The 17820-nt window shown below is 44.3% G+C and carries 20 protein-coding genes; 17 read left to right on the top strand and 3 right to left on the bottom strand.

Features of this window, described 5'->3' with window-relative positions:
- Positions 1-5: 5 nt before the first annotated feature.
- The 3 genes from recF to dnaA all read right to left on the bottom strand — a co-directional run bounded on the left by recF (position 6) and on the right by dnaA (position 3763).
- On the bottom strand, positions 6-1085 hold the full coding sequence (recF, locus tag MED222_RS05050; RefSeq protein ID WP_009848138.1) for a DNA replication/repair protein RecF: 1080 nt from the start codon (positions 1083-1085) through the stop codon (positions 6-8).
- 74 nt (positions 1086-1159) lie between these two features.
- On the bottom strand, positions 1160-2260 hold the full coding sequence (gene dnaN / locus MED222_RS05055) for a DNA polymerase III subunit beta (protein ID WP_009848137.1): 1101 nt from the start codon (positions 2258-2260) through the stop codon (positions 1160-1162).
- Between the two features lie 81 nt (positions 2261-2341).
- Positions 2342-3763 carry a chromosomal replication initiator protein DnaA gene (gene dnaA / locus MED222_RS05060; RefSeq protein WP_009848136.1) on the bottom strand — a complete coding sequence of 474 codons (1422 nt, stop codon included), beginning with the start codon at positions 3761-3763 and terminating at the stop codon, positions 2342-2344.
- A gap of 309 nt (positions 3764-4072) precedes the next feature.
- On the opposite strand from dnaA, the gene MED222_RS05065 reads away from it, so the two are divergent.
- From MED222_RS05065 to atpF, 17 genes are all read left to right on the top strand, one after another.
- Entirely contained in the window at positions 4073-4822 is a 750-nt protein-coding gene (locus MED222_RS05065) for an amino acid ABC transporter substrate-binding protein (RefSeq protein WP_009848135.1), read from the top strand.
- 134 nt (positions 4823-4956) lie between these two features.
- The gene (locus tag MED222_RS05070; RefSeq protein ID WP_009848134.1) at positions 4957-5628 is read left to right on the top strand and encodes an amino acid ABC transporter permease; all 672 of its coding nucleotides are present in this window, start codon (positions 4957-4959) and stop codon (positions 5626-5628) included.
- Positions 5625-6362, top strand: a complete 738-nt coding sequence (locus MED222_RS05075) for an amino acid ABC transporter ATP-binding protein (RefSeq protein ID WP_009848133.1) — start codon at positions 5625-5627, stop codon at positions 6360-6362. The genes MED222_RS05070 and MED222_RS05075 overlap by 4 nt, the downstream gene beginning before the upstream one ends.
- 206 nt (positions 6363-6568) lie before the next feature.
- A complete protein-coding gene (gene rpmH, locus MED222_RS05080) occupies positions 6569-6703 on the top strand; it encodes a 50S ribosomal protein L34 (protein WP_004735800.1) in 135 nt (44 codons plus the stop codon).
- Positions 6704-6748: 45 nt separating this feature from the next.
- The gene (gene rnpA / locus MED222_RS05085; protein WP_029223763.1) at positions 6749-7072 is read left to right on the top strand and encodes a ribonuclease P protein component; all 324 of its coding nucleotides are present in this window, start codon (positions 6749-6751) and stop codon (positions 7070-7072) included.
- Positions 7039-7296, top strand: coding sequence for a membrane protein insertion efficiency factor YidD (yidD, locus tag MED222_RS22090; RefSeq protein WP_004735802.1), 258 nt, complete (start codon positions 7039-7041; stop codon positions 7294-7296). The genes rnpA and yidD overlap by 34 nt, the downstream gene beginning before the upstream one ends.
- A gap of 2 nt (positions 7297-7298) precedes the next feature.
- On the top strand, positions 7299-8918 hold the full coding sequence (gene yidC, locus MED222_RS05090) for a membrane protein insertase YidC (RefSeq protein WP_009848131.1): 1620 nt from the start codon (positions 7299-7301) through the stop codon (positions 8916-8918).
- A gap of 129 nt (positions 8919-9047) precedes the next feature.
- Positions 9048-10409 (top strand): tRNA uridine-5-carboxymethylaminomethyl(34) synthesis GTPase MnmE, encoded by a 1362-nt coding sequence (gene mnmE, locus MED222_RS05095; RefSeq protein ID WP_009848130.1) that lies wholly within the window; start codon positions 9048-9050, stop codon positions 10407-10409.
- A 50-nt stretch (positions 10410-10459) separates the two neighbouring features.
- A complete protein-coding gene (gene mioC, locus MED222_RS05100) occupies positions 10460-10894 on the top strand; it encodes an FMN-binding protein MioC (RefSeq protein ID WP_009848129.1) in 435 nt (144 codons plus the stop codon).
- 480 nt (positions 10895-11374) lie between these two features.
- Positions 11375-13270, top strand: a complete 1896-nt coding sequence (mnmG, locus tag MED222_RS05105; protein ID WP_009848128.1) for a tRNA uridine-5-carboxymethylaminomethyl(34) synthesis enzyme MnmG — start codon at positions 11375-11377, stop codon at positions 13268-13270.
- Positions 13270-13902 (top strand): 16S rRNA (guanine(527)-N(7))-methyltransferase RsmG, encoded by a 633-nt coding sequence (gene rsmG, locus MED222_RS05110; RefSeq protein ID WP_009848127.1) that lies wholly within the window; start codon positions 13270-13272, stop codon positions 13900-13902. Before mnmG ends, rsmG begins: the two co-directional genes overlap by 1 nt.
- Positions 13903-13916: 14 nt before the next feature.
- Positions 13917-14690: a ParA family protein gene (locus tag MED222_RS05115; protein ID WP_009848126.1), complete on the top strand. Its 774-nt coding sequence runs from the start codon at positions 13917-13919 to the stop codon at positions 14688-14690.
- A 23-nt stretch (positions 14691-14713) separates the two neighbouring features.
- Entirely contained in the window at positions 14714-15595 is an 882-nt protein-coding gene (locus MED222_RS05120; protein ID WP_009848125.1) for a ParB/RepB/Spo0J family partition protein, read from the top strand.
- 192 nt (positions 15596-15787) lie between these two features.
- The gene (locus MED222_RS05125) at positions 15788-16177 is read left to right on the top strand and encodes a F0F1 ATP synthase subunit I (RefSeq protein ID WP_008221392.1); all 390 of its coding nucleotides are present in this window, start codon (positions 15788-15790) and stop codon (positions 16175-16177) included.
- 8 nt (positions 16178-16185) lie between these two features.
- A complete protein-coding gene (atpB, locus tag MED222_RS05130) occupies positions 16186-16983 on the top strand; it encodes a F0F1 ATP synthase subunit A (protein ID WP_009848124.1) in 798 nt (265 codons plus the stop codon).
- Between the two features lie 49 nt (positions 16984-17032).
- On the top strand, positions 17033-17290 hold the full coding sequence (atpE, locus tag MED222_RS05135; RefSeq protein ID WP_004411110.1) for a F0F1 ATP synthase subunit C: 258 nt from the start codon (positions 17033-17035) through the stop codon (positions 17288-17290).
- 59 nt (positions 17291-17349) lie between these two features.
- On the top strand, positions 17350-17820 hold the full coding sequence (gene atpF / locus MED222_RS05140) for a F0F1 ATP synthase subunit B (protein WP_010433231.1): 471 nt from the start codon (positions 17350-17352) through the stop codon (positions 17818-17820).

Raw genomic sequence — 17820 nt, 5'->3', positions numbered from 1 at the left:
ACTAATTATCCTTGCTCTATTTTGCCATGTTCCACATGAAACATCCTGCTATTTTCGTCATGCATATCTGCAATCTGATCAGCGGTAATAGAGCTTACAAAAACTTGAGCCTGGGTCGCCTTTAAACACTCAGCAAGACGTGCTCGGCGTTGGCTATCTAATTCGGAAGCGAAGTCATCTATCAAATAGATGCACTGCTTACCTGTCATTTGAGTGAGGTGTTGCCCTTGTGCTACTCGCAGCGCGCACACCATCAACTTCAATTGACCTCGTGACAAGACATCTTCCACTGGAGTGCCGTTCACTTTTATCTTCAGATCCGCTTTGTTTGGCCCACTAAAGGTGTAACCAAGCTGCTGATCCCTTTCAAAATTCTTTTCTAAAATCTCGGCGTATGGAGTGTCTTTGTCCCAACCACGATAATAGTTAATCTTTATCTCAAACTCAGGAAGGAAGGTCGCACAGATTTCTTCGGCGACTTCTTTAAGCTGTTCAACGTAAGTGGCACGCCACTGGCTGATACTTTCCGCTAAACGGGCCAATTCTTGGTCCCAATAGCTCAGTTCTCGATAGTGTGTTGCCGTTTTCAATAAGGCGTTTCGCTGCTTATTGAGGCGCTTTACCCTGCCCCATGCATCATAAAAGCCGGACTCACTGTGGAAGACTCCCCAATCAATAAATGCGCGGCGATGCTTAGGTCCATCGGTTAGTAAATCAAACCCTTCCGGGTGAATCAACTGCAAAGGTAAAACCTGAGCTAACTGAGCCAATTTTTGCCCAGTTTGACCGCTTATTTTAACCTCTGTTGTGCCATCGCGCTGCTTATTAATGCCAATTGGCAGCTCAAATTGATCCGAGGTCATAAAACGGCCATGTACAAACAGCTCACTGCACTCGTTTTGTATGATACGGCCGGTGAGTGAACTCTTAAATGAGCGACCATGTCCAAGCAGATATACCGCTTCAAGGACACTGGTTTTTCCGCTCCCGTTAGCCCCTATAAGAAAGTTAAAGCCTGATGACGGTAGAATGTCACAGGCTTCTATATTTCTAAACTGCTTAACGATTAAGCGCGATAAAGGCATAACGTCTTCATATTAATCTTCAATCACGACTCGATAGGTAAACGTTGTTGATCAGTAAACATCACAAACAACGCTTATAAGCGAATAGGCATAACAACGTACATCGCGCTGTCGTCTTGTGCGTTCTCGATAAGAGCACTCGCATTGGCGTCTGACATTGAGATGCGAACTTGCTCACAACGTAGTGTGTTCAGAACATCCAACACGTAGCTTACGTTGAAACCAATCTCTAGTGCATCACCATCAAAGGTTACGTCTAGCACTTCTTCCGCTTCTTCTTGCTCTGGGTTGTTCGCGGTAATACGCATCTCGCTATCTACAAGATTAACGCGAACACCACGGAATTTTTCATTCGACAGAATCGCAGCACGAGAAAATGCTGAACGTAATTCATCACAACCAGCTTCAAGTGTCTTGGTAGTATTTTGCGGCATTACGCGGCGATAATCAGGGAAACGACCATCAACCAGCTTAGAAGTGAAGACATAGTTGTTCACTTCAGCACGCACATTAGAGTTACCAATCTGCAGCGTTACCGGTTGCTCTGGTGCATCCAGTAGCTTCACTAGCTCTTGCACACCCTTACGAGGAACAATGATCTGCTTCTGAGCAAAATCGGCACCCAGTTGTGCTTGAGATACCGCCATACGGTGACCATCAGTCGCGACACTTCGTAGGATTGAACCTTCAATCTCAAACAACATACCGTTGAGGTAGTAACGAACATCTTGGTTCGCCATTGAGAATTGGGTTTTCTCGATAAGACCACGTAGCTCAGCTTGTGTCACTGACACTTCAACTTCACTGCTCCAGTCTTCAATGTTTGGAAAATCTGCCGCAGGTAATGTTGCTAATGAGAAGCGGCTACGACCAGAACGAACCTGAATACGGTCGCCATCCAATACCACAGTGATCACTGAGCTGTCTGGCAAGCCACGACAGATATCTAGGAATTTACGTGAAGGTACAGTAATGCTGCCCGCTTCGAAATCACCTTCAAGCGTTACACGGCTGATCAGTTCAACTTCTAGATCCGTTGCTGTCATCGACAACACGTTATCTTCTACTTTAATCAGTAGATTTCCTAGAATTGGAAGCGTTGGCCTGCCACCGAGTGCGCCAGATACTTGTTGTAATGGCTTAATCAGGTGACTACGTTCAATGGTAAATTTCATATCTTGCTCTTACGGTCTAAATGGCACTGCGTAATAGTACGTGGCCAAGATTCTGCTTATTAAGGTTAAGAATACTGTGTATTAAGAAGAAAGGGTACGAATCAAGTTCGAATAATCTTCTTTAATGTCGTGGCTCTCTTCACGCAACTGAGCAATCTTACGACAAGCATGCAGTACGGTCGTGTGGTCACGGCCACCGAATGCATCGCCAATCTCAGGCAAGCTGTGGTTAGTTAACTCTTTAGCCAGTGCCATCGCCAGTTGGCGTGGACGAGCAACAGAACGAGAACGACGTTTAGATAATAGATCAGCAACTTTGATTTTGTAGTATTCAGCGACTGTCTTTTGAATGTTATCAATGGTGACGAGTTTTTCTTGCAGGGCAAGCAAGTCACGCAGTGCTTCACGCACGAAATCGATCGTGATCGGACGGCCAGTGAAGTTTGCATTCGCAATAACACGGTTCAATGCGCCTTCAAGCTCACGAACGTTAGAGCGTAAACGCTTAGCAATAAAGAATGCCACTTCATCCGCAAGGTGAATTTGGTGGTCTTCGGCTTTCTTCATTAAGATCGCAACACGAGTCTCAAGCTCAGGAGGCTCAATCGCTACCGTCAAACCCCAGCCGAAGCGAGATTTAAGACGATCCTCTACCCCGTTGATCTCTTTTGGATAACGGTCAGAGGTTAGGATGATCTGTTGGTTGCCTTCAAGCAGCGCATTAAAGGTATGGAAGAACTCTTCTTGAGAGCGCTCTTTATTCGCGAAAAATTGGATATCATCGATAAGCAAAGCATCAACACTACGGTAGTAGCGCTTAAATTCTTCAATCGCGTTATTTTGTAACGCCTTCACCATATCCTGAACAAAACGCTCAGAATGCATGTAAACCACTTTCGCATTCGGCTTATTATCAACAATGGCATTACCCACCGCATGCAACAAGTGTGTCTTACCTAAACCGGTGCCACCGTATAAAAACAACGGGTTATAAGCTGTTCCTGGATTATCAGAAACCTGACGTGCCGCCGCCAAACCCAATTGGTTTGATTTACCCTCAACAAAGTTATTGAACTTATGTTTTGGGTTTACGTTTGAACGGTGGTTAAGATCAACCGCTACAGGCTCTTCATCACGCCAGATATTATGAACAGGCTTACGAGCTTGTAACTGCGCAGGTGCTGACGATTCAGCGGCCACATCAGCGGCTGTACGGGTACGAGCTGGGGCGATAGTCTCAGATTTTGGAGCAGTAACTCGTTTGTTCCCAATTTCAAAATGAAGATGCGGGATATCATTACCACAATATTCTTGTAGCAAACGGTTAATGCTATTTAGGTACTTATCGCGCACCCAATCGAGTACAAATCGGTTTGGTGCAAATAGAGTTAGAGTATTACCATTGAGCTCCGCTTGTAACGGACGTACCCACATACTGAATTCTGTAGCTGGTAACTCTTCTTGAAGCTGTTGCAAGCATTGCAACCAAAGCGAAGATGACACGGTGCCCCACTCTATTTAAGTTATATGAAATGACCGTTAATTTTACCTGTTGATAAGTCAGATCACCAGCAATTGATCACAGATCCAGTGAATAAGATCCAAGTTATTCACAATAATTTTGTAAATAATCGGTGGATCCACACATCTTGCCCCTAATTTACTCACACAATGATCCACTTATGCCCGGATCCTTGCTAGTTATCCCCAAATCGAGAATGCGATCTGGTTATGGTTAATAACATCTGGTTATTTATTCTATTGAGCATTTTCCCAGTAACATCCAACCCTATAAATATAAGGAGTTACCAAATGAATAACTGGATTAAGGCTGCAATTGCGGCTATCGCACTCTCTGCTGCTACTGTTCAAGCCGCGACTGAAGTTAAAGTCGGCATGTCTGGTCGCTACTTCCCGTTTACGTTCGTTAAACAAGACCAACTACAAGGTTTTGAAGTGGATTTATGGGATGAGATCGGTAAGCGTAACGATTACAAGGTTGAATACGTAACGGCAAACTTCTCTGGTCTTTTTGGTCTTCTTGAAACGGGTCGTATCGATACCATTTCAAACCAAATTACAATGACGGATGCACGTAAAGCGAAATACCTATTCGCAGACCCATACGTAGTAGACGGTGCACAAATTACCGTTCGTAAAGGTAATGACAGCATTAAGGGTATCGAAGACCTTGATGGCAAGACGGTTGCGGTAAACCTAGGTTCAAACTTTGAACAACTGCTTCGCAGCTACGATAAAGATGGCAAGATCAATGTGAAGACCTACGATACAGGTATTGAGCATGATGTCGCTCTTGGTCGTGCCGATGCATTCGTAATGGATCGCCTATCAGCACTAGAGCTTATCAAGAAGACGGGTCTACCATTACAGCTAGCGGGTCAGCCATTCGAAACCATTGAAAACGCTTGGCCTTTCGTGGACAACGACAACGGTAAAAAACTGCAAGCAGAAGTAAACGAAGCATTAGCAGCAATGCGCGCAGATGGTACGCTAGAAAGTATCTCTCAGAAATGGTTTGGTGCGGACATTACTCAGAAGTAATCACTCACTATCTCCATTCGAGGCCCACTGCTTTACACGGCGGTGGGCTTTTTGCTTTTGTGCACTGATTAAAAGCCTGATAGAACAGTATTTCCAAATAGAACAACACTTCCAATACTAATACGAGATAGATTATGGGATTTGACTTTAATTACATGCTAGAGCTGTTGCCAATACTACTGAAGTATTTAGGCACCACGATGGAGATGGCGACTTGGGGCTTGTTCTTTGCTCTGATCCTGTCTCTGATACTGGCGAATATTCGTGTATTCAAAATCCCAGTACTCGACCAACTGAGCCAGCTGTACATTAGCTTCTTTCGAGGCACACCACTGTTGGTACAGCTTTTCCTCCTTTATTACGGCTTACCACAAGTATTCCCGTGGATGGTTGGGTTGGATGCTTTCAGCGCCGCTGTAATTGGCTTAACCCTGCACTTTGCCGCGTATATGGCAGAAAGTATTCGTGCCGCGATTATCGGTATTGATCGTAGCCAGATGGAAGCCAGCCTCTCAGTCGGTATGACAACCAGTCAAGCGATGCGCCGAGTGATCTTGCCGCAAGCAACCCGCGTAGCACTGCCTTCTTTAATGAACTATTTCATCGACATGATCAAGTCGACTTCACTTGCATTCACCTTAGGTGTAGCCGAAATCATGGCTAAAGCTCAGATGGAAGCTTCTTCAAGTTTCCGCTTCTTCGAGGCTTTCTTAGCAGTCGCGCTGATTTACTGGGGCGTAGTGGTTATCCTCACTCGTATTCAAATTTGGGCCGAAGTGAAACTGAATAAGGCGTATGTACGATGATCAAATTACAAAATATCCACAAGCAGTTTGGTGACACCGAAGTTTTGAAAGGGATCGACCTAGAAATCAAACAAGGTGAGATAATTGTCATCATAGGTTCAAGTGGTACGGGTAAGTCTACCCTGCTGCGTTGTGTGAATTTTCTAGAGCAAGCCGATCAAGGTATTATTTCGATTGATGATATTAAGGTTGATGCTCAGAAACACACCAAAGCAGAGGTGCTTGCACTGCGTCGTAAGACTGGTTTTGTATTCCAAAACTATGCACTATTTGCTCACCAAACCGCGAGACAGAATATAGCTGAAGGTTTGATTACCGTTCGTGGTTGGAAAAAGAAGCAAGCCCATGAAAAAGCACAACAAATACTCGACGACATTGGCTTAGGAGAGAAAGCTGATAGCTACCCAGCCGCGCTCTCTGGTGGCCAGCAGCAACGGGTTGGTATTGGCCGTGCAATGGCTCTACAACCAGAGCTTTTACTGTTTGATGAGCCGACTTCAGCGCTTGATCCTGAATGGGTTGGCGAAGTGCTTAACCTAATGAAAAAACTAGCAAATCAGCATCAAACCATGCTGGTGGTTACTCACGAAATGCAGTTCGCTAGAGAGGTCGCAGACCGAGTGATCTTCATGGCTGATGGCCACATTGTCGAACAGGGATCTCCACAGGATATTTTTGGTAATCCACAGGATCCTAAATTAAAGAAATTCTTAAATAAGGTCGGGATCGAATAAGGATCCTTGTGATTTTAGTTATTCTACGTATAATCCCCCGACCGGAATTTTAGTTAACCCAATCATTGACACTTTTTGTGACAGTGATTACAATTCCGCCTCTTTGTTGAGAGGCGTCGGTTTTCCTTTCTTATATAAAGAAGAGAAAAAATGCCCACGCCGGGTTTAACAAAAACCTAAAACTACTGATCAGTAAGGTAATTACAATGAAACGCACTTTTCAACCTACAGTTCTAAAGCGTAAGCGTACACACGGTTTCCGTGCTCGCATGGCTACTAAGAACGGTCGCGCAACAATCAATGCACGTCGTGCAAAAGGCCGTAAGCGTCTTTCTAAGTAATCTTTGATTATTTTGAATAAGCTAGCCTTCGGTCGGGAGTTACGCTTGTTAACTCCCGAACATTATCAGAATGTCTTCAAGCAAGCTCATCGAGCAGGCTCCCCTCATTTCACCATCATTGCCCGAAATAACTCTCTTTCAAATCCTCGCCTTGGATTAGCCGTTCCGAAAAAGCAGATTAAAACCGCCGTGGGTCGTAATCGATTCAAGCGTCTTACTCGTGAAAGCTTTCGTAACACTCAACACAAACTTCCTAACAAAGATTATGTTGTAATCGCTAAGAAGAGCGCGCAAGATTTAAGCAATGAAGAAATGTTCAAGCTACTCGACAAATTATGGCTTCGCCTGTCTCGCCCTTCGCGTGGATAGCGCTAATACCCATCTATTTTTATAGATGGTTTATTAGTCCACTCATCGGCCCACGCTGCCGATTTACTCCAACCTGCTCTTTATATGCGATAGAAGCGTTGAAAGCTCACGGTTTTGTAAAAGGGTGTTGGTTATCAGGCAAACGTCTATTAAAATGCCATCCTTTGAACGAAGGGGGCTTTGACCCCGTTCCACCAGTCCAAAAACAAGACAGAGATAAATAACGATGGATTCTCAACGTAATATCCTGTTAATCGCATTGGCTTTGGTTTCTTTCCTACTGTTCCAACAATGGAACGTAGCTCAGAACCCAGCTCCACAAGCGGTTGAGCAGGCACAATCTGGCAGCACCCTACCAGCGCCATCTTATGCAGATGATCTAGACCCGGCTCCTGGTCAAGTTGCTTCTGCTAAAACTATCACAGTAACAACTGATGTTCTGACTCTGTCAATTGATACGGTTGGTGGTGATGTCGTTACAGCAAACCTAAACGATTACTCTGCTGAGTTCGATTCTGAAGATACTTTTGTTCTTCTTAAAAACGAGCCTGGTCACCAATTTATCGCTCAAAGCGGTCTAGTGGGTCCTCAAGGTATCGATTTAAGCAGCACTAACCGCCCTAGCTACACGGTTTCAGCAGACAGCTTCACGTTGGCTGAAGGTCAAGATGAACTACGCATCCCAATGACTTACCAAGCGAACGGCCTGGATTACACAAAAACATTCGTCCTTAAGCGCGGCAGCTACGCGATTGACGTTGAATACGATGTAGTCAACAACTCTGGCAATAACGCAACATTCGGCATGTACGCTCACCTACGTCAAAACGTTATGGATGACGGTGGTAGCCTAACAATGCCAACTTACCGTGGTGGTGCTTACTCTACGGAAGATACGCGTTACAAAAAATACAGCTTCGACGACATGCAAGATCGCAACCTTTCTCTTAACCTAGCAAACGGTCAAGGTTGGGCAGCGATGATTCAACACTACTTTGCAAGTGCTTGGATTCCACGCGACGAAGCAGGCAGCAACCTTTACACTCGTGTAATTGGTAACCTTGGCGACATCGGTGTTCGCATGCCGAACAAAACCATCGCTACTGGCGACGAAGCAAGCTTCAAAGCAACGCTTTGGGTTGGTCCTAAACTTCAAGACCAAATGGCTGCTGTTGCACCAAACCTAGACCTAGTAGTTGACTACGGTTGGTTATGGTTCATTGCTAAACCACTTCATACTCTGCTTTCATTTATTCAAGGCATCGTTGTGAACTGGGGTCTGGCAATCATCTGTCTAACTTTCATCGTTCGTGGTGCTATGTACCCACTAACGAAAGCTCAGTACACGTCTATGGCGAAAATGCGCATGCTTCAGCCTAAGCTGACTGCAATGCGTGAGCGTATTGGCGACGACCGTCAACGCATGAGTCAAGAAATGATGGAGCTTTACAAGAAAGAGAAAGTAAACCCACTAGGTGGCTGTTTACCTATCCTTCTTCAAATGCCTATCTTCATTTCACTATACTGGGCACTAATGGAGTCTGTTGAACTGCGTCACTCACCGTTCTTCGGTTGGATTACTGACCTTTCAGCACAAGACCCATACTACATCTTGCCACTTCTGATGGGTGCTTCAATGTTCCTAATCCAGAAGATGAGCCCGACAACTGTAACGGATCCAATGCAGCAGAAGATCATGACCTTTATGCCGGTTATGTTCACGTTCTTCTTCCTGTTCTTCCCTTCAGGTCTGGTTCTTTACTGGCTAGTATCGAACATCGTAACTCTAATTCAGCAAACGCTTATCTACCGCGCGCTGGAAAAGAAAGGCTTACACTCTAAGTAAGTTCGATAACAGAAAGAGATAAAAGAAAGGCGACCAAAAGGTCGCCTTTTTGTTTTGAGCTGATTACAATTCAGCTAATTGATTAATCGTGAACGCCCCTTTGGCCTTCACATGCTAGCAGGCACAACTATGACTACAGATACGATTGTTGCTCAAGCGACTGCGCCAGGACGTGGTGGCGTCGGTATTATCCGCGTTTCAGGCCCACAAGCCGCTCAAGTCGCGCTTGAAGTAACAGGCAAAGTACTAAAACCGCGCTATGCCGAGTACCTGCCTTTTAAATCTCACAATGGCACCGAACTCGACCAAGGTATTGCACTTTACTTCCCTAACCCACATTCGTTCACAGGCGAAGATGTGTTAGAGCTGCAAGGCCACGGTGGTCCTGTGGTTATGGACATGCTGATCAAACGTATCCTATCCATCTCAGGTGTGCGTGCTGCGCGTCCTGGTGAATTCTCTGAGCGTGCCTTCTTGAATGACAAGATGGACTTAACACAAGCAGAAGCGATTGCTGACCTGATTGATGCCAGCTCAGAAGAAGCGGCGAAATCTGCACTACAATCCCTGCAAGGTGAATTCTCTAAACGCATTAATACGCTGGTAGATTCTCTGATTTACTTAAGAATCTACGTTGAAGCCGCGATTGATTTCCCAGAAGAAGAAATTGATTTTCTGGCTGACGGTAAAGTAAGCACTGACTTACAAGCTATCATTGATAACCTAGAAGCTGTACGCCAAGAAGCCAATCAAGGCTCAATCATGCGTGAAGGCATGAAAGTCGTGATTGCAGGCCGCCCAAATGCGGGTAAATCAAGCCTATTGAATGCGCTGTCGGGTAAAGAATCTGCCATTGTGACCGATATTGCGGGAACGACACGTGATGTACTGCGTGAACATATCCATATTGACGGCATGCCACTGCATATTATTGATACCGCAGGCCTACGTGAGGCCTCAGATGAAGTAGAAAAAATCGGTATTGAACGTGCTTGGGAAGAAATAGCTCAGGCAGACCGAGTTTTATTTATGGTTGATGGCACAACAACAGACGCAACAGACCCGAAAGATATCTGGCCAGATTTCGTTGATCGTCTACCAAACAACATCGGAATGACGGTAATTCGTAATAAAGCGGATCAAACCAGTGAAGAGTTAGGCATTTGTCATGTTAACGATCCAACCCTGATTCGCTTATCAGCCAAAACAGGCCAAGGTGTCGACGCTCTGCGTAGTCATCTAAAGGATTGTATGGGCTTTGCTGGTGGTCATGAAGGTGGCTTTATGGCACGTCGTCGTCACTTAGATGCCCTAGAACGAGCATCAGAACACCTAGATATCGGCCAACAGCAGCTTGAAGGCTACATGGCGGGTGAGATTTTAGCGGAAGAGCTTCGAATTACTCAGCAGCACCTCAATGAGATCACGGGTGAGTTCAGTTCAGACGATCTTTTAGGTCGCATCTTCTCTTCATTCTGTATTGGTAAATAACCTTAAAAGGCCAGCTCATGCTGGCCTTCTTCTTTAGTAAGGACAGCTTAATGATCCACATTATTACAGGTAGCACCTTAGGTGGTGCAGAGTACGTTGGCGATCACCTTAATGATCTTCTTGAAGAGCAAGGTCATGAAATAACCCTTCATAATCAGCCTGAATACGATGATATCCCCCAACAAGGCTTTTGGTTGTTGGTCACTTCAACTCATGGTGCCGGTGAATTTCCAGATAATATTAAGCCGTTTATCGACGCATTGACCCAGCAATCTCCAGATTTAAGCCAGGTTCGCTTTGCTGTAGTGGCGCTTGGAGATTCGAGCTACGATACCTTCTGTTTGGCAGGTAAATCTGTCCACAGCCAACTAAAAGAGCTCGGTGCTCAAGCTATTTCTGGCTGTTTTACCATCGATGTTCTTGAAACACCGGTCCCAGAAGATGCTGCAGAGGAATGGTTTAACGATCATAGTGACCAGTTTTAACACCTCAACATTCTAAAAAGCGGCTTATGCCGCTTTTTTTGTCTCTGAAAATCGTGATTGTGAATAACTTTTTTGAAAATAAATCGAAATACATGCCCATTTTTTCAATTTCCTCTGTGGATAAGATCATACATATACGGTGATCAACCTATAGTTATCCAAATAACAACTTTCTAGGTAATTTCCCCTTGTGTATAAGTAGCCATTTTGATCCCAGCTAATCCTCATTATGATCAAAGTTAGATCACACCCTTTGATCCAAAAAAGATCCATGATCTTGTTGATCATTTTCTACTTATCCACAGACGCCCTCGATCCTAATAATAGATCTAATAAAAGATCTCTCTAAAGATCTTATCTATATTAATTAAAAACAGCTTTTTCGAAAAATTCCAAAAACGTTTTCTCAAGCTATGAAAACAGGTAGAATATCGCTCCTTTTTATCAATCTAGAAACGTTTGAGTACCTGAGGTCGGTTCATGCTTTATCACGAAAAATTTGACGTCATCGTTGTTGGTGGTGGCCATGCAGGAACGGAAGCCGCACTCGCATCTGCACGTACTGGTCAAAGTACGTTATTACTAACTCATAATATCGATACGTTGGGACAGATGTCTTGTAACCCAGCCATTGGCGGGATCGGTAAGGGCCACTTGGTAAAAGAGGTCGATGCTATGGGTGGATTAATGGCGCAAGCTATTGATCATGCAGGTATTCAGTTCAGAACATTAAACGCATCAAAAGGCCCTGCGGTACGTGCAACTCGTGCACAAGCTGACCGCGCACTTTACAAAGCCTTTGTCCGTAATGTTCTTGAAAACACACCAAACCTAACTCTGTTCCAACAGTCGGTTGATGACTTGATCGTTGAACAAGATCAAGTGGTGGGTGTGGTTACGCAAATGGGCCTCAAATTCCGCGCTAATGCTGTGGTCTTAACGGTAGGCACATTCCTAGGCGGTAAGATTCATATTGGTATGGAAAGTTCATCGGGTGGACGTGCGGGTGATCCACCATCGATCGCGCTCGCTGACCGTCTTCGTGATCTTCCATTTCGAGTTGATCGCCTGAAAACAGGTACACCTCCTCGCATTGATGCACGCAGCGTTGATTTTTCTGATCTTGAGGTTCAACACGGCGATAATCCGACTCCGGTTTTCTCATTCATGGGTAACCGAGCTCAGCAGCCGCGTCAGATTCCATGTTACATCACGCACACTAACGAAAATACGCATGACGTTATTCGTGCCAACCTCGATCGCAGCCCGATGTACGCTGGTGTGATTGAAGGTATTGGCCCTCGTTACTGTCCGTCGATTGAAGACAAAGTGATGCGCTTTGCTGATAAAAACAGTCACCAAATTTTCATTGAGCCTGAAGGCCTAACGACGCACGAGTTATACCCTAATGGTATTTCAACCAGTTTGCCGTTTGATGTTCAGGTAAAAATCGTTCACTCAATGAAAGGTTTTGAGAACGCACACATCGTTCGTCCTGGTTACGCGATTGAGTACGATTTCTTTGACCCTCGCGATCTTAAACTGACTTACGAGACCAAGTTTATTAAGGGGTTGTTCTTTGCAGGGCAAATCAATGGCACCACTGGCTACGAAGAAGCTGCAGCACAAGGCTTAATGGCCGGTTTGAATGCGAGTTTGTTTACGCAAGGCAAAGAGGGCTGGAGCCCACGCCGCGATCAAGCTTACATGGGTGTACTTATCGATGACTTGTCGACAATGGGTACCAAAGAACCGTACCGCATGTTTACATCTCGCGCGGAATACCGCTTGTTGCTTCGTGAAGACAACGCTGATATCCGTTTGACTGAAAAGTCACGTGAACTTGGCTTGGTCGACGATGCTCGTTGGACGCGATTCAACGAGAAGATGGAAAACATGGAGAAAGAGCGTCAACGTCTTAAAGAAACATGGATTAACCCAAAATCTGAAGATATTGATCAATTGAACCAGATCCTGAAAACACCAATGTCTCGTGAAGCGAGTGGTGAAGATCTTCTTCGTCGTCCTGAAATGACTTATTCACAGCTAACGTCGTTGGATCGTTTCGGTCCTGCACTGGAAGATCAACAAGCCTCAGAGCAAGTTGAGATCCAAGTGAAGTACGATGGCTATATCCAACGTCAACAAGATGAAATTGAAAAATCACTGCGTCATGAAAACACCAAACTGCCGGCTGACATCGATTACAGTAAGGTAAAAGGGCTTTCTAACGAAGTGGTTCTAAAACTAACTACCGCTAAACCAGACTCAATTGGTATTGCATCGCGAATCTCAGGTATCACACCTGCTGCAATTTCAATTCTGTTGGTTTACTTGAAAAAACACGGCCTGTTGAAAAAAGGTGAGGAAGCATAATGAGCGCATTACGCGAAAAACTGGATCACCTGATTGGCCAGACTGAACTTGAAGTATCTGAAAAGCAACGCAGCCAATTGGTTGGCTACGTTGAGTTACTAAACAAGTGGAACAAAGCATACAATCTGACGTCAGTTCGTGATCCGCAAGAAATGATGGTGAAACATATCTTGGATAGCATCATTGTTAGCACTCACTTACAAGGCAAGCGCTTTATTGACGTTGGCACAGGCCCTGGCCTTCCTGGGATTCCGCTCTCAATCATGAATCCTGACTGCGAGTTTTACTTGCTAGACAGCTTGGGTAAGCGTATTCGTTTTATCAAGCAAGTGATTCATGAGCTGGGTATCGACAACGTGGTGCCGATTCAAAGTCGTGTTGAAGAATTTCAACCAGAAGAAAAGTTTGATGCCGTGCTCAGTCGCGCATTTGCATCAATGACAGACATGGTAGAGTGGTGTCATCATTTACCTAAAGAGCAATCCGGTGTATTTTTGGCTCTTAAGGGACAACATCCTAGAGACGAAATCGACCTGTTACCTGAATGGTGTTCAGTGACAGACATTAAAGCTTTGCAAGTGCCAGAGCTTGATGGAGAGCGTCATCTAGTTACTTTATCGCGTCAAGGATAATCAGCGAGGCCATAGTGGGTAAAATCGTAGCAATTGCCAACCAGAAGGGTGGCGTAGGAAAAACAACAACTTGCATTAACTTGGCAGCATCAATGGCGGCAACAAAGCGCAAGATATTGGTTGTTGACCTCGATCCTCAAGGTAATGCCACGATGGCGAGCGGTGTTGACAAGTATCAGGTTGAAGCAACTGCTTACGATTTGCTGGTTGAAGACACCCCATTTGATGAGGTAGTTTGCCGAAGTACATCTGGCAATTATGACCTTATCGCCGCAAATGGTGATGTTACAGCGGCAGAAATCAAATTGATGGAAGTGTTTGCTCGTGAAGTTCGCCTAAAGAACGCGTTGGCATCCATTCGTAATAACTATGATTTCATCTTTATCGATTGCCCACCGTCATTAAATCTTCTTACAATTAATGCGATGGCTGCGGCCGATTCCGTATTGGTTCCTATGCAATGTGAATACTTTGCTTTGGAAGGTTTGACTGCGTTGATGGATACCATTAGCAAGCTCGCTGCGGTGGTCAATGAGAATCTGAAGATTGAAGGTCTTCTGCGTACTATGTACGACCCTCGTAACCGCTTATCGAACGAAGTATCTGATCAACTCAAAAAGCACTTCGGTAGCAAAGTCTATCGAACTGTGATCCCTAGAAATGTGCGTCTGGCAGAAGCGCCGAGTCATGGCAAGCCAGCAATGTACTACGACAAATATTCTGCAGGAGCTAAGGCATATCTTGCTCTTGCTGGCGAAATGTTACGTCGTGAAGAAGTCCCAGTATAGGTCCAACCAAAGGAATTCGCTCAATGTCTAAGCGTGGTTTAGGAAAGGGGCTAGATGCATTGCTTGCAACTAGCTCATTAGCTCGTGAAAAGCAGCAAGTTGCTTCTTATAGTCAGGCGTTGTCGGCTGATGGTGAGCTTATCGAATTGGCTGTTGGTTGCTTAAAGCCAGGTGTATATCAACCGCGTAAGGATATTGCGCCGGAAGCGCTAGAAGAGCTGGCAGCATCAATCCAATCTCAAGGTATTATTCAGCCAATCGTTGTACGCCCCTTAGCACACGACCAGTTTGAGATTATTGCTGGCGAACGTCGTTGGAGAGCTGCTCGTCAAGCTGGCCTTAAGCAAGTGCCATGTCTAATTAAGAGAGTCGAAGACAAGGCCGCGATTGCGATGGCATTGATCGAGAACATTCAGCGTGAAGACTTGAATGCTATCGAAGAAGCACAAGCGTTAGAGCGCTTGCAGAACGAATTTGAGCTGACACATCAACAAGTTGCTGAAGTGATCGGTAAATCGAGAGCAACGGTTAGTAACTTATTACGTCTAAATCAGCTCGAAAATGAAGTAAAAAGTTTAGTTTCCAACAAACACCTGGAAATGGGGCATGCTAGAGCATTGCTTGCGCTCGAAGGCGATACCCAGGTTGAGGCAGCAAACACTGCGGCAACCAAAAAAATGACCGTGCGTCAAACTGAGCAGCTTGTTAAAAAGTGCTTAAAGCCAGACGTTGAATCAGAATCGAAGCAAGAAGACACTGAAGCTATCGAACTTTCACGAAGACTCACGGAAAAATTGCAAGCAAACGTTTCAGTTACTCGTTCTGTTAGTGGGAAGTCAAAAGTGACAATTACTCTTGATGAGCCTCACAAATTAGATCAACTTATTGCTAAATTAGAGTACTAAGTGAGATAATTGATTTAGGTCAATTATGTAATGAACAAGTGATTTCGTACAAAAGTTGTCGGTTTGTATACAAAAATGTAAATGATTGCTGCATTCTTATTGCAATCAATTTGGCTGAACGTATAATTTTCGCCAATTTATCAGCACGCTTTTAAGCGAGTATCAAAGTAGGCTTAAAAGAGGAACGAATACATGGTAGCGGCGTTAGCAAGACCAGGACGAGTGCTTGCAAAGCAAATGTTATTGATCGAGCTTAGCGCGGTTATATTAGTGGCGATAGGGTTAGGTTTAGCTGTTAATCCTGATTGGGGTTTTGCTGCATTAATCGGTGGTGGTATTTTTGTCATCGCGAATGTAGTTTTTTGTGTGTGTGCTTTTCTATTTTGTGGAGCTCGCGCAACTAAGTTAGTTGCGGCGTCGTTCTATGCAGGTGAAGCGCTCAAAATCTTAATCACAGTTCTACTATTCTCTATCGTCTACATGTATATGCAGGTGGAATTAATTCCCCTCAAACTGACCTATTTACTGGTTCTAGGTATTAATATCTTTGCGCCAGTGCTTTTCATTAACAATAAAAAATAGGATGAGTTATGGCTGCGCCAACAGCATCCGGATACATTGAACACCATTTACAAAACCTTTCTTTAGCTAAGTTTGGTCTTGTAGAGGAGACAAGTTTCTGGAACGTACATATAGACAGTCTGTTTTTTTCGGTGTTGACAGGGATGTTATTCCTTTGGGTTTTTCGCTCAGTCGCTAAGAAAGCAACAGTAGGTGTACCTGGTAAGCTTCAGTGTTTTGTTGAAATGGTAGTGGAATTCGTTGGTGACAACGTTAAAGAAACTTTCCATGGCCGCAACCCTCTGATTGCCCCACTAGCACTGACTATATTCTGCTGGATTATCATTATGAACTTGATGGACTTAGTGCCTATCGATTTCTTACCATATCCTGCAGAGCATTGGCTAGGTATCCCTTACTTGAAAGTGGTTCCTACAGCTGATGTTAATATAACAATGGCAATGGCTTTAGGTGTTTTTGCTCTGATGATCTACTACAGCATCAAAGTGAAAGGTCTAGGCGGATTTGCTAAAGAATTGGCACTGCATCCATTTAATCACCCAATCATGATTCCATTTAACTTGGTACTTGAGGTAATTTCGTTATTAGCGAAGCCACTATCTCTAGGTATGCGTTTATTTGGTAATATGTTTGCGGGTGAGGTGGTGTTTATTCTTATCGCGGCAATGCTACCGTGGTACTTACAATGGGTAGGTGCACTACCTTGGGCTATCTTCCATATCTTGGTTATTTTGATTCAAGCGTTTGTTTTCATGATGTTGACAATCGTTTACTTATCAATGGCTCATGAAGATAGTGATCACTAAAAAATTTTTAAGCTTTATTCTAACTATTAATGTTAATCGGAGAACGTAAATGGAAACTGTACTAAGTTTTTCAGCAATCGCTGTTGCTATCATTGTTGGTCTTTGTGCCGTAGGTACTGCAATTGGTTTTGCTATTCTTGGTGGTAAATTCCTAGAAGGCGCTGCGCGTCAACCTGAAATGGCTCCAATGCTACAAGTTAAGATGTTCATCATCGCTGGTCTATTGGATGCTGTTCCAATGATCGGTATCGTAATCGCACTACTATTCACGTTTGCTAACCCATTTGTTGGTCAACTAGCAGGCTAATTAACTTCTAAATAGTTAATTAAATTTTTGTAGTTGATTCTTAACGAGGGGTAGCTGTTGTGAATATGAACGCAACTCTGCTAGGTCAAGCAATTGCTTTTTCACTGTTTGTTTGGTTCTGCATGAAATATGTATGGCCACCAATCATGCAAGCAATTGAAGAACGTCAGAAAAAAATTGCTGACGGTCTAGTAGCCGCTGAACGCGCTGCTAAAGACTTGAACCTGGCACAAGCCAACGCTTCTGAGCAAATGAAAGAAGCAAAGCGCACTGCAACTGAGGTTATTGATCAGGCAAACAAACGTAAAGCTCAAATTATTGATGAAGCACGCGAAGAGGCTCAGGCAGAACGCCAGAAGATCTTAGCGCAAGCTGAAGCAGAAATTGAAGCAGAGCGTACACGTGCCCGTGATGACCTGCGCAAACAAGTCGCAACTCTGGCTATAGCTGGTGCTGAGAAAATCCTTGAACGTACAATCGATAAAGATGTACACGATGATCTTCTTAACAACATTACTGCAAAACTTTAA

The sequence above is a fragment of the Vibrio sp. MED222 genome (assembly GCF_000153005.1).
GTDB lineage: Bacteria > Pseudomonadota > Gammaproteobacteria > Enterobacterales > Vibrionaceae > Vibrio > Vibrio tasmaniensis_A.
Note: the sequence above shows the minus strand (reverse complement) of the source record. Positions and strands in the feature narration are given on the sequence as shown.

Excerpts from the sequence above, each read along its gene's own strand:
- recF (WP_009848138.1), bottom strand. The coding sequence starts at position 1,085 with ATGCCTTTATCGCGCTTAATCGTTAAGCAGTTTAGAAATATAGAAGCC.
- dnaN (WP_009848137.1), bottom strand. The coding sequence starts at position 2,260 with ATGAAATTTACCATTGAACGTAGTCACCTGATTAAGCCATTACAACAA.
- MED222_RS05065 (WP_009848135.1), top strand. The coding sequence starts at position 4,073 with ATGAATAACTGGATTAAGGCTGCAATTGCGGCTATCGCACTCTCTGCT.
- MED222_RS05070 (WP_009848134.1), top strand. The coding sequence starts at position 4,957 with ATGGGATTTGACTTTAATTACATGCTAGAGCTGTTGCCAATACTACTG.
- MED222_RS05075 (WP_009848133.1), top strand. The coding sequence starts at position 5,625 with ATGATCAAATTACAAAATATCCACAAGCAGTTTGGTGACACCGAAGTT.
- rpmH (WP_004735800.1), top strand. The coding sequence starts at position 6,569 with ATGAAACGCACTTTTCAACCTACAGTTCTAAAGCGTAAGCGTACACAC.
- yidD (WP_004735802.1), top strand. The coding sequence starts at position 7,039 with ATGGCTTCGCCTGTCTCGCCCTTCGCGTGGATAGCGCTAATACCCATC.
- yidC (WP_009848131.1), top strand. The coding sequence starts at position 7,299 with ATGGATTCTCAACGTAATATCCTGTTAATCGCATTGGCTTTGGTTTCT.
- mnmE (WP_009848130.1), top strand. The coding sequence starts at position 9,048 with ATGACTACAGATACGATTGTTGCTCAAGCGACTGCGCCAGGACGTGGT.
- mioC (WP_009848129.1), top strand. The coding sequence starts at position 10,460 with ATGATCCACATTATTACAGGTAGCACCTTAGGTGGTGCAGAGTACGTT.
- mnmG (WP_009848128.1), top strand. The coding sequence starts at position 11,375 with ATGCTTTATCACGAAAAATTTGACGTCATCGTTGTTGGTGGTGGCCAT.
- rsmG (WP_009848127.1), top strand. The coding sequence starts at position 13,270 with ATGAGCGCATTACGCGAAAAACTGGATCACCTGATTGGCCAGACTGAA.
- MED222_RS05120 (WP_009848125.1), top strand. The coding sequence starts at position 14,714 with ATGTCTAAGCGTGGTTTAGGAAAGGGGCTAGATGCATTGCTTGCAACT.
- MED222_RS05125 (WP_008221392.1), top strand. The coding sequence starts at position 15,788 with ATGGTAGCGGCGTTAGCAAGACCAGGACGAGTGCTTGCAAAGCAAATG.
- atpB (WP_009848124.1), top strand. The coding sequence starts at position 16,186 with ATGGCTGCGCCAACAGCATCCGGATACATTGAACACCATTTACAAAAC.
- atpE (WP_004411110.1), top strand. The coding sequence starts at position 17,033 with ATGGAAACTGTACTAAGTTTTTCAGCAATCGCTGTTGCTATCATTGTT.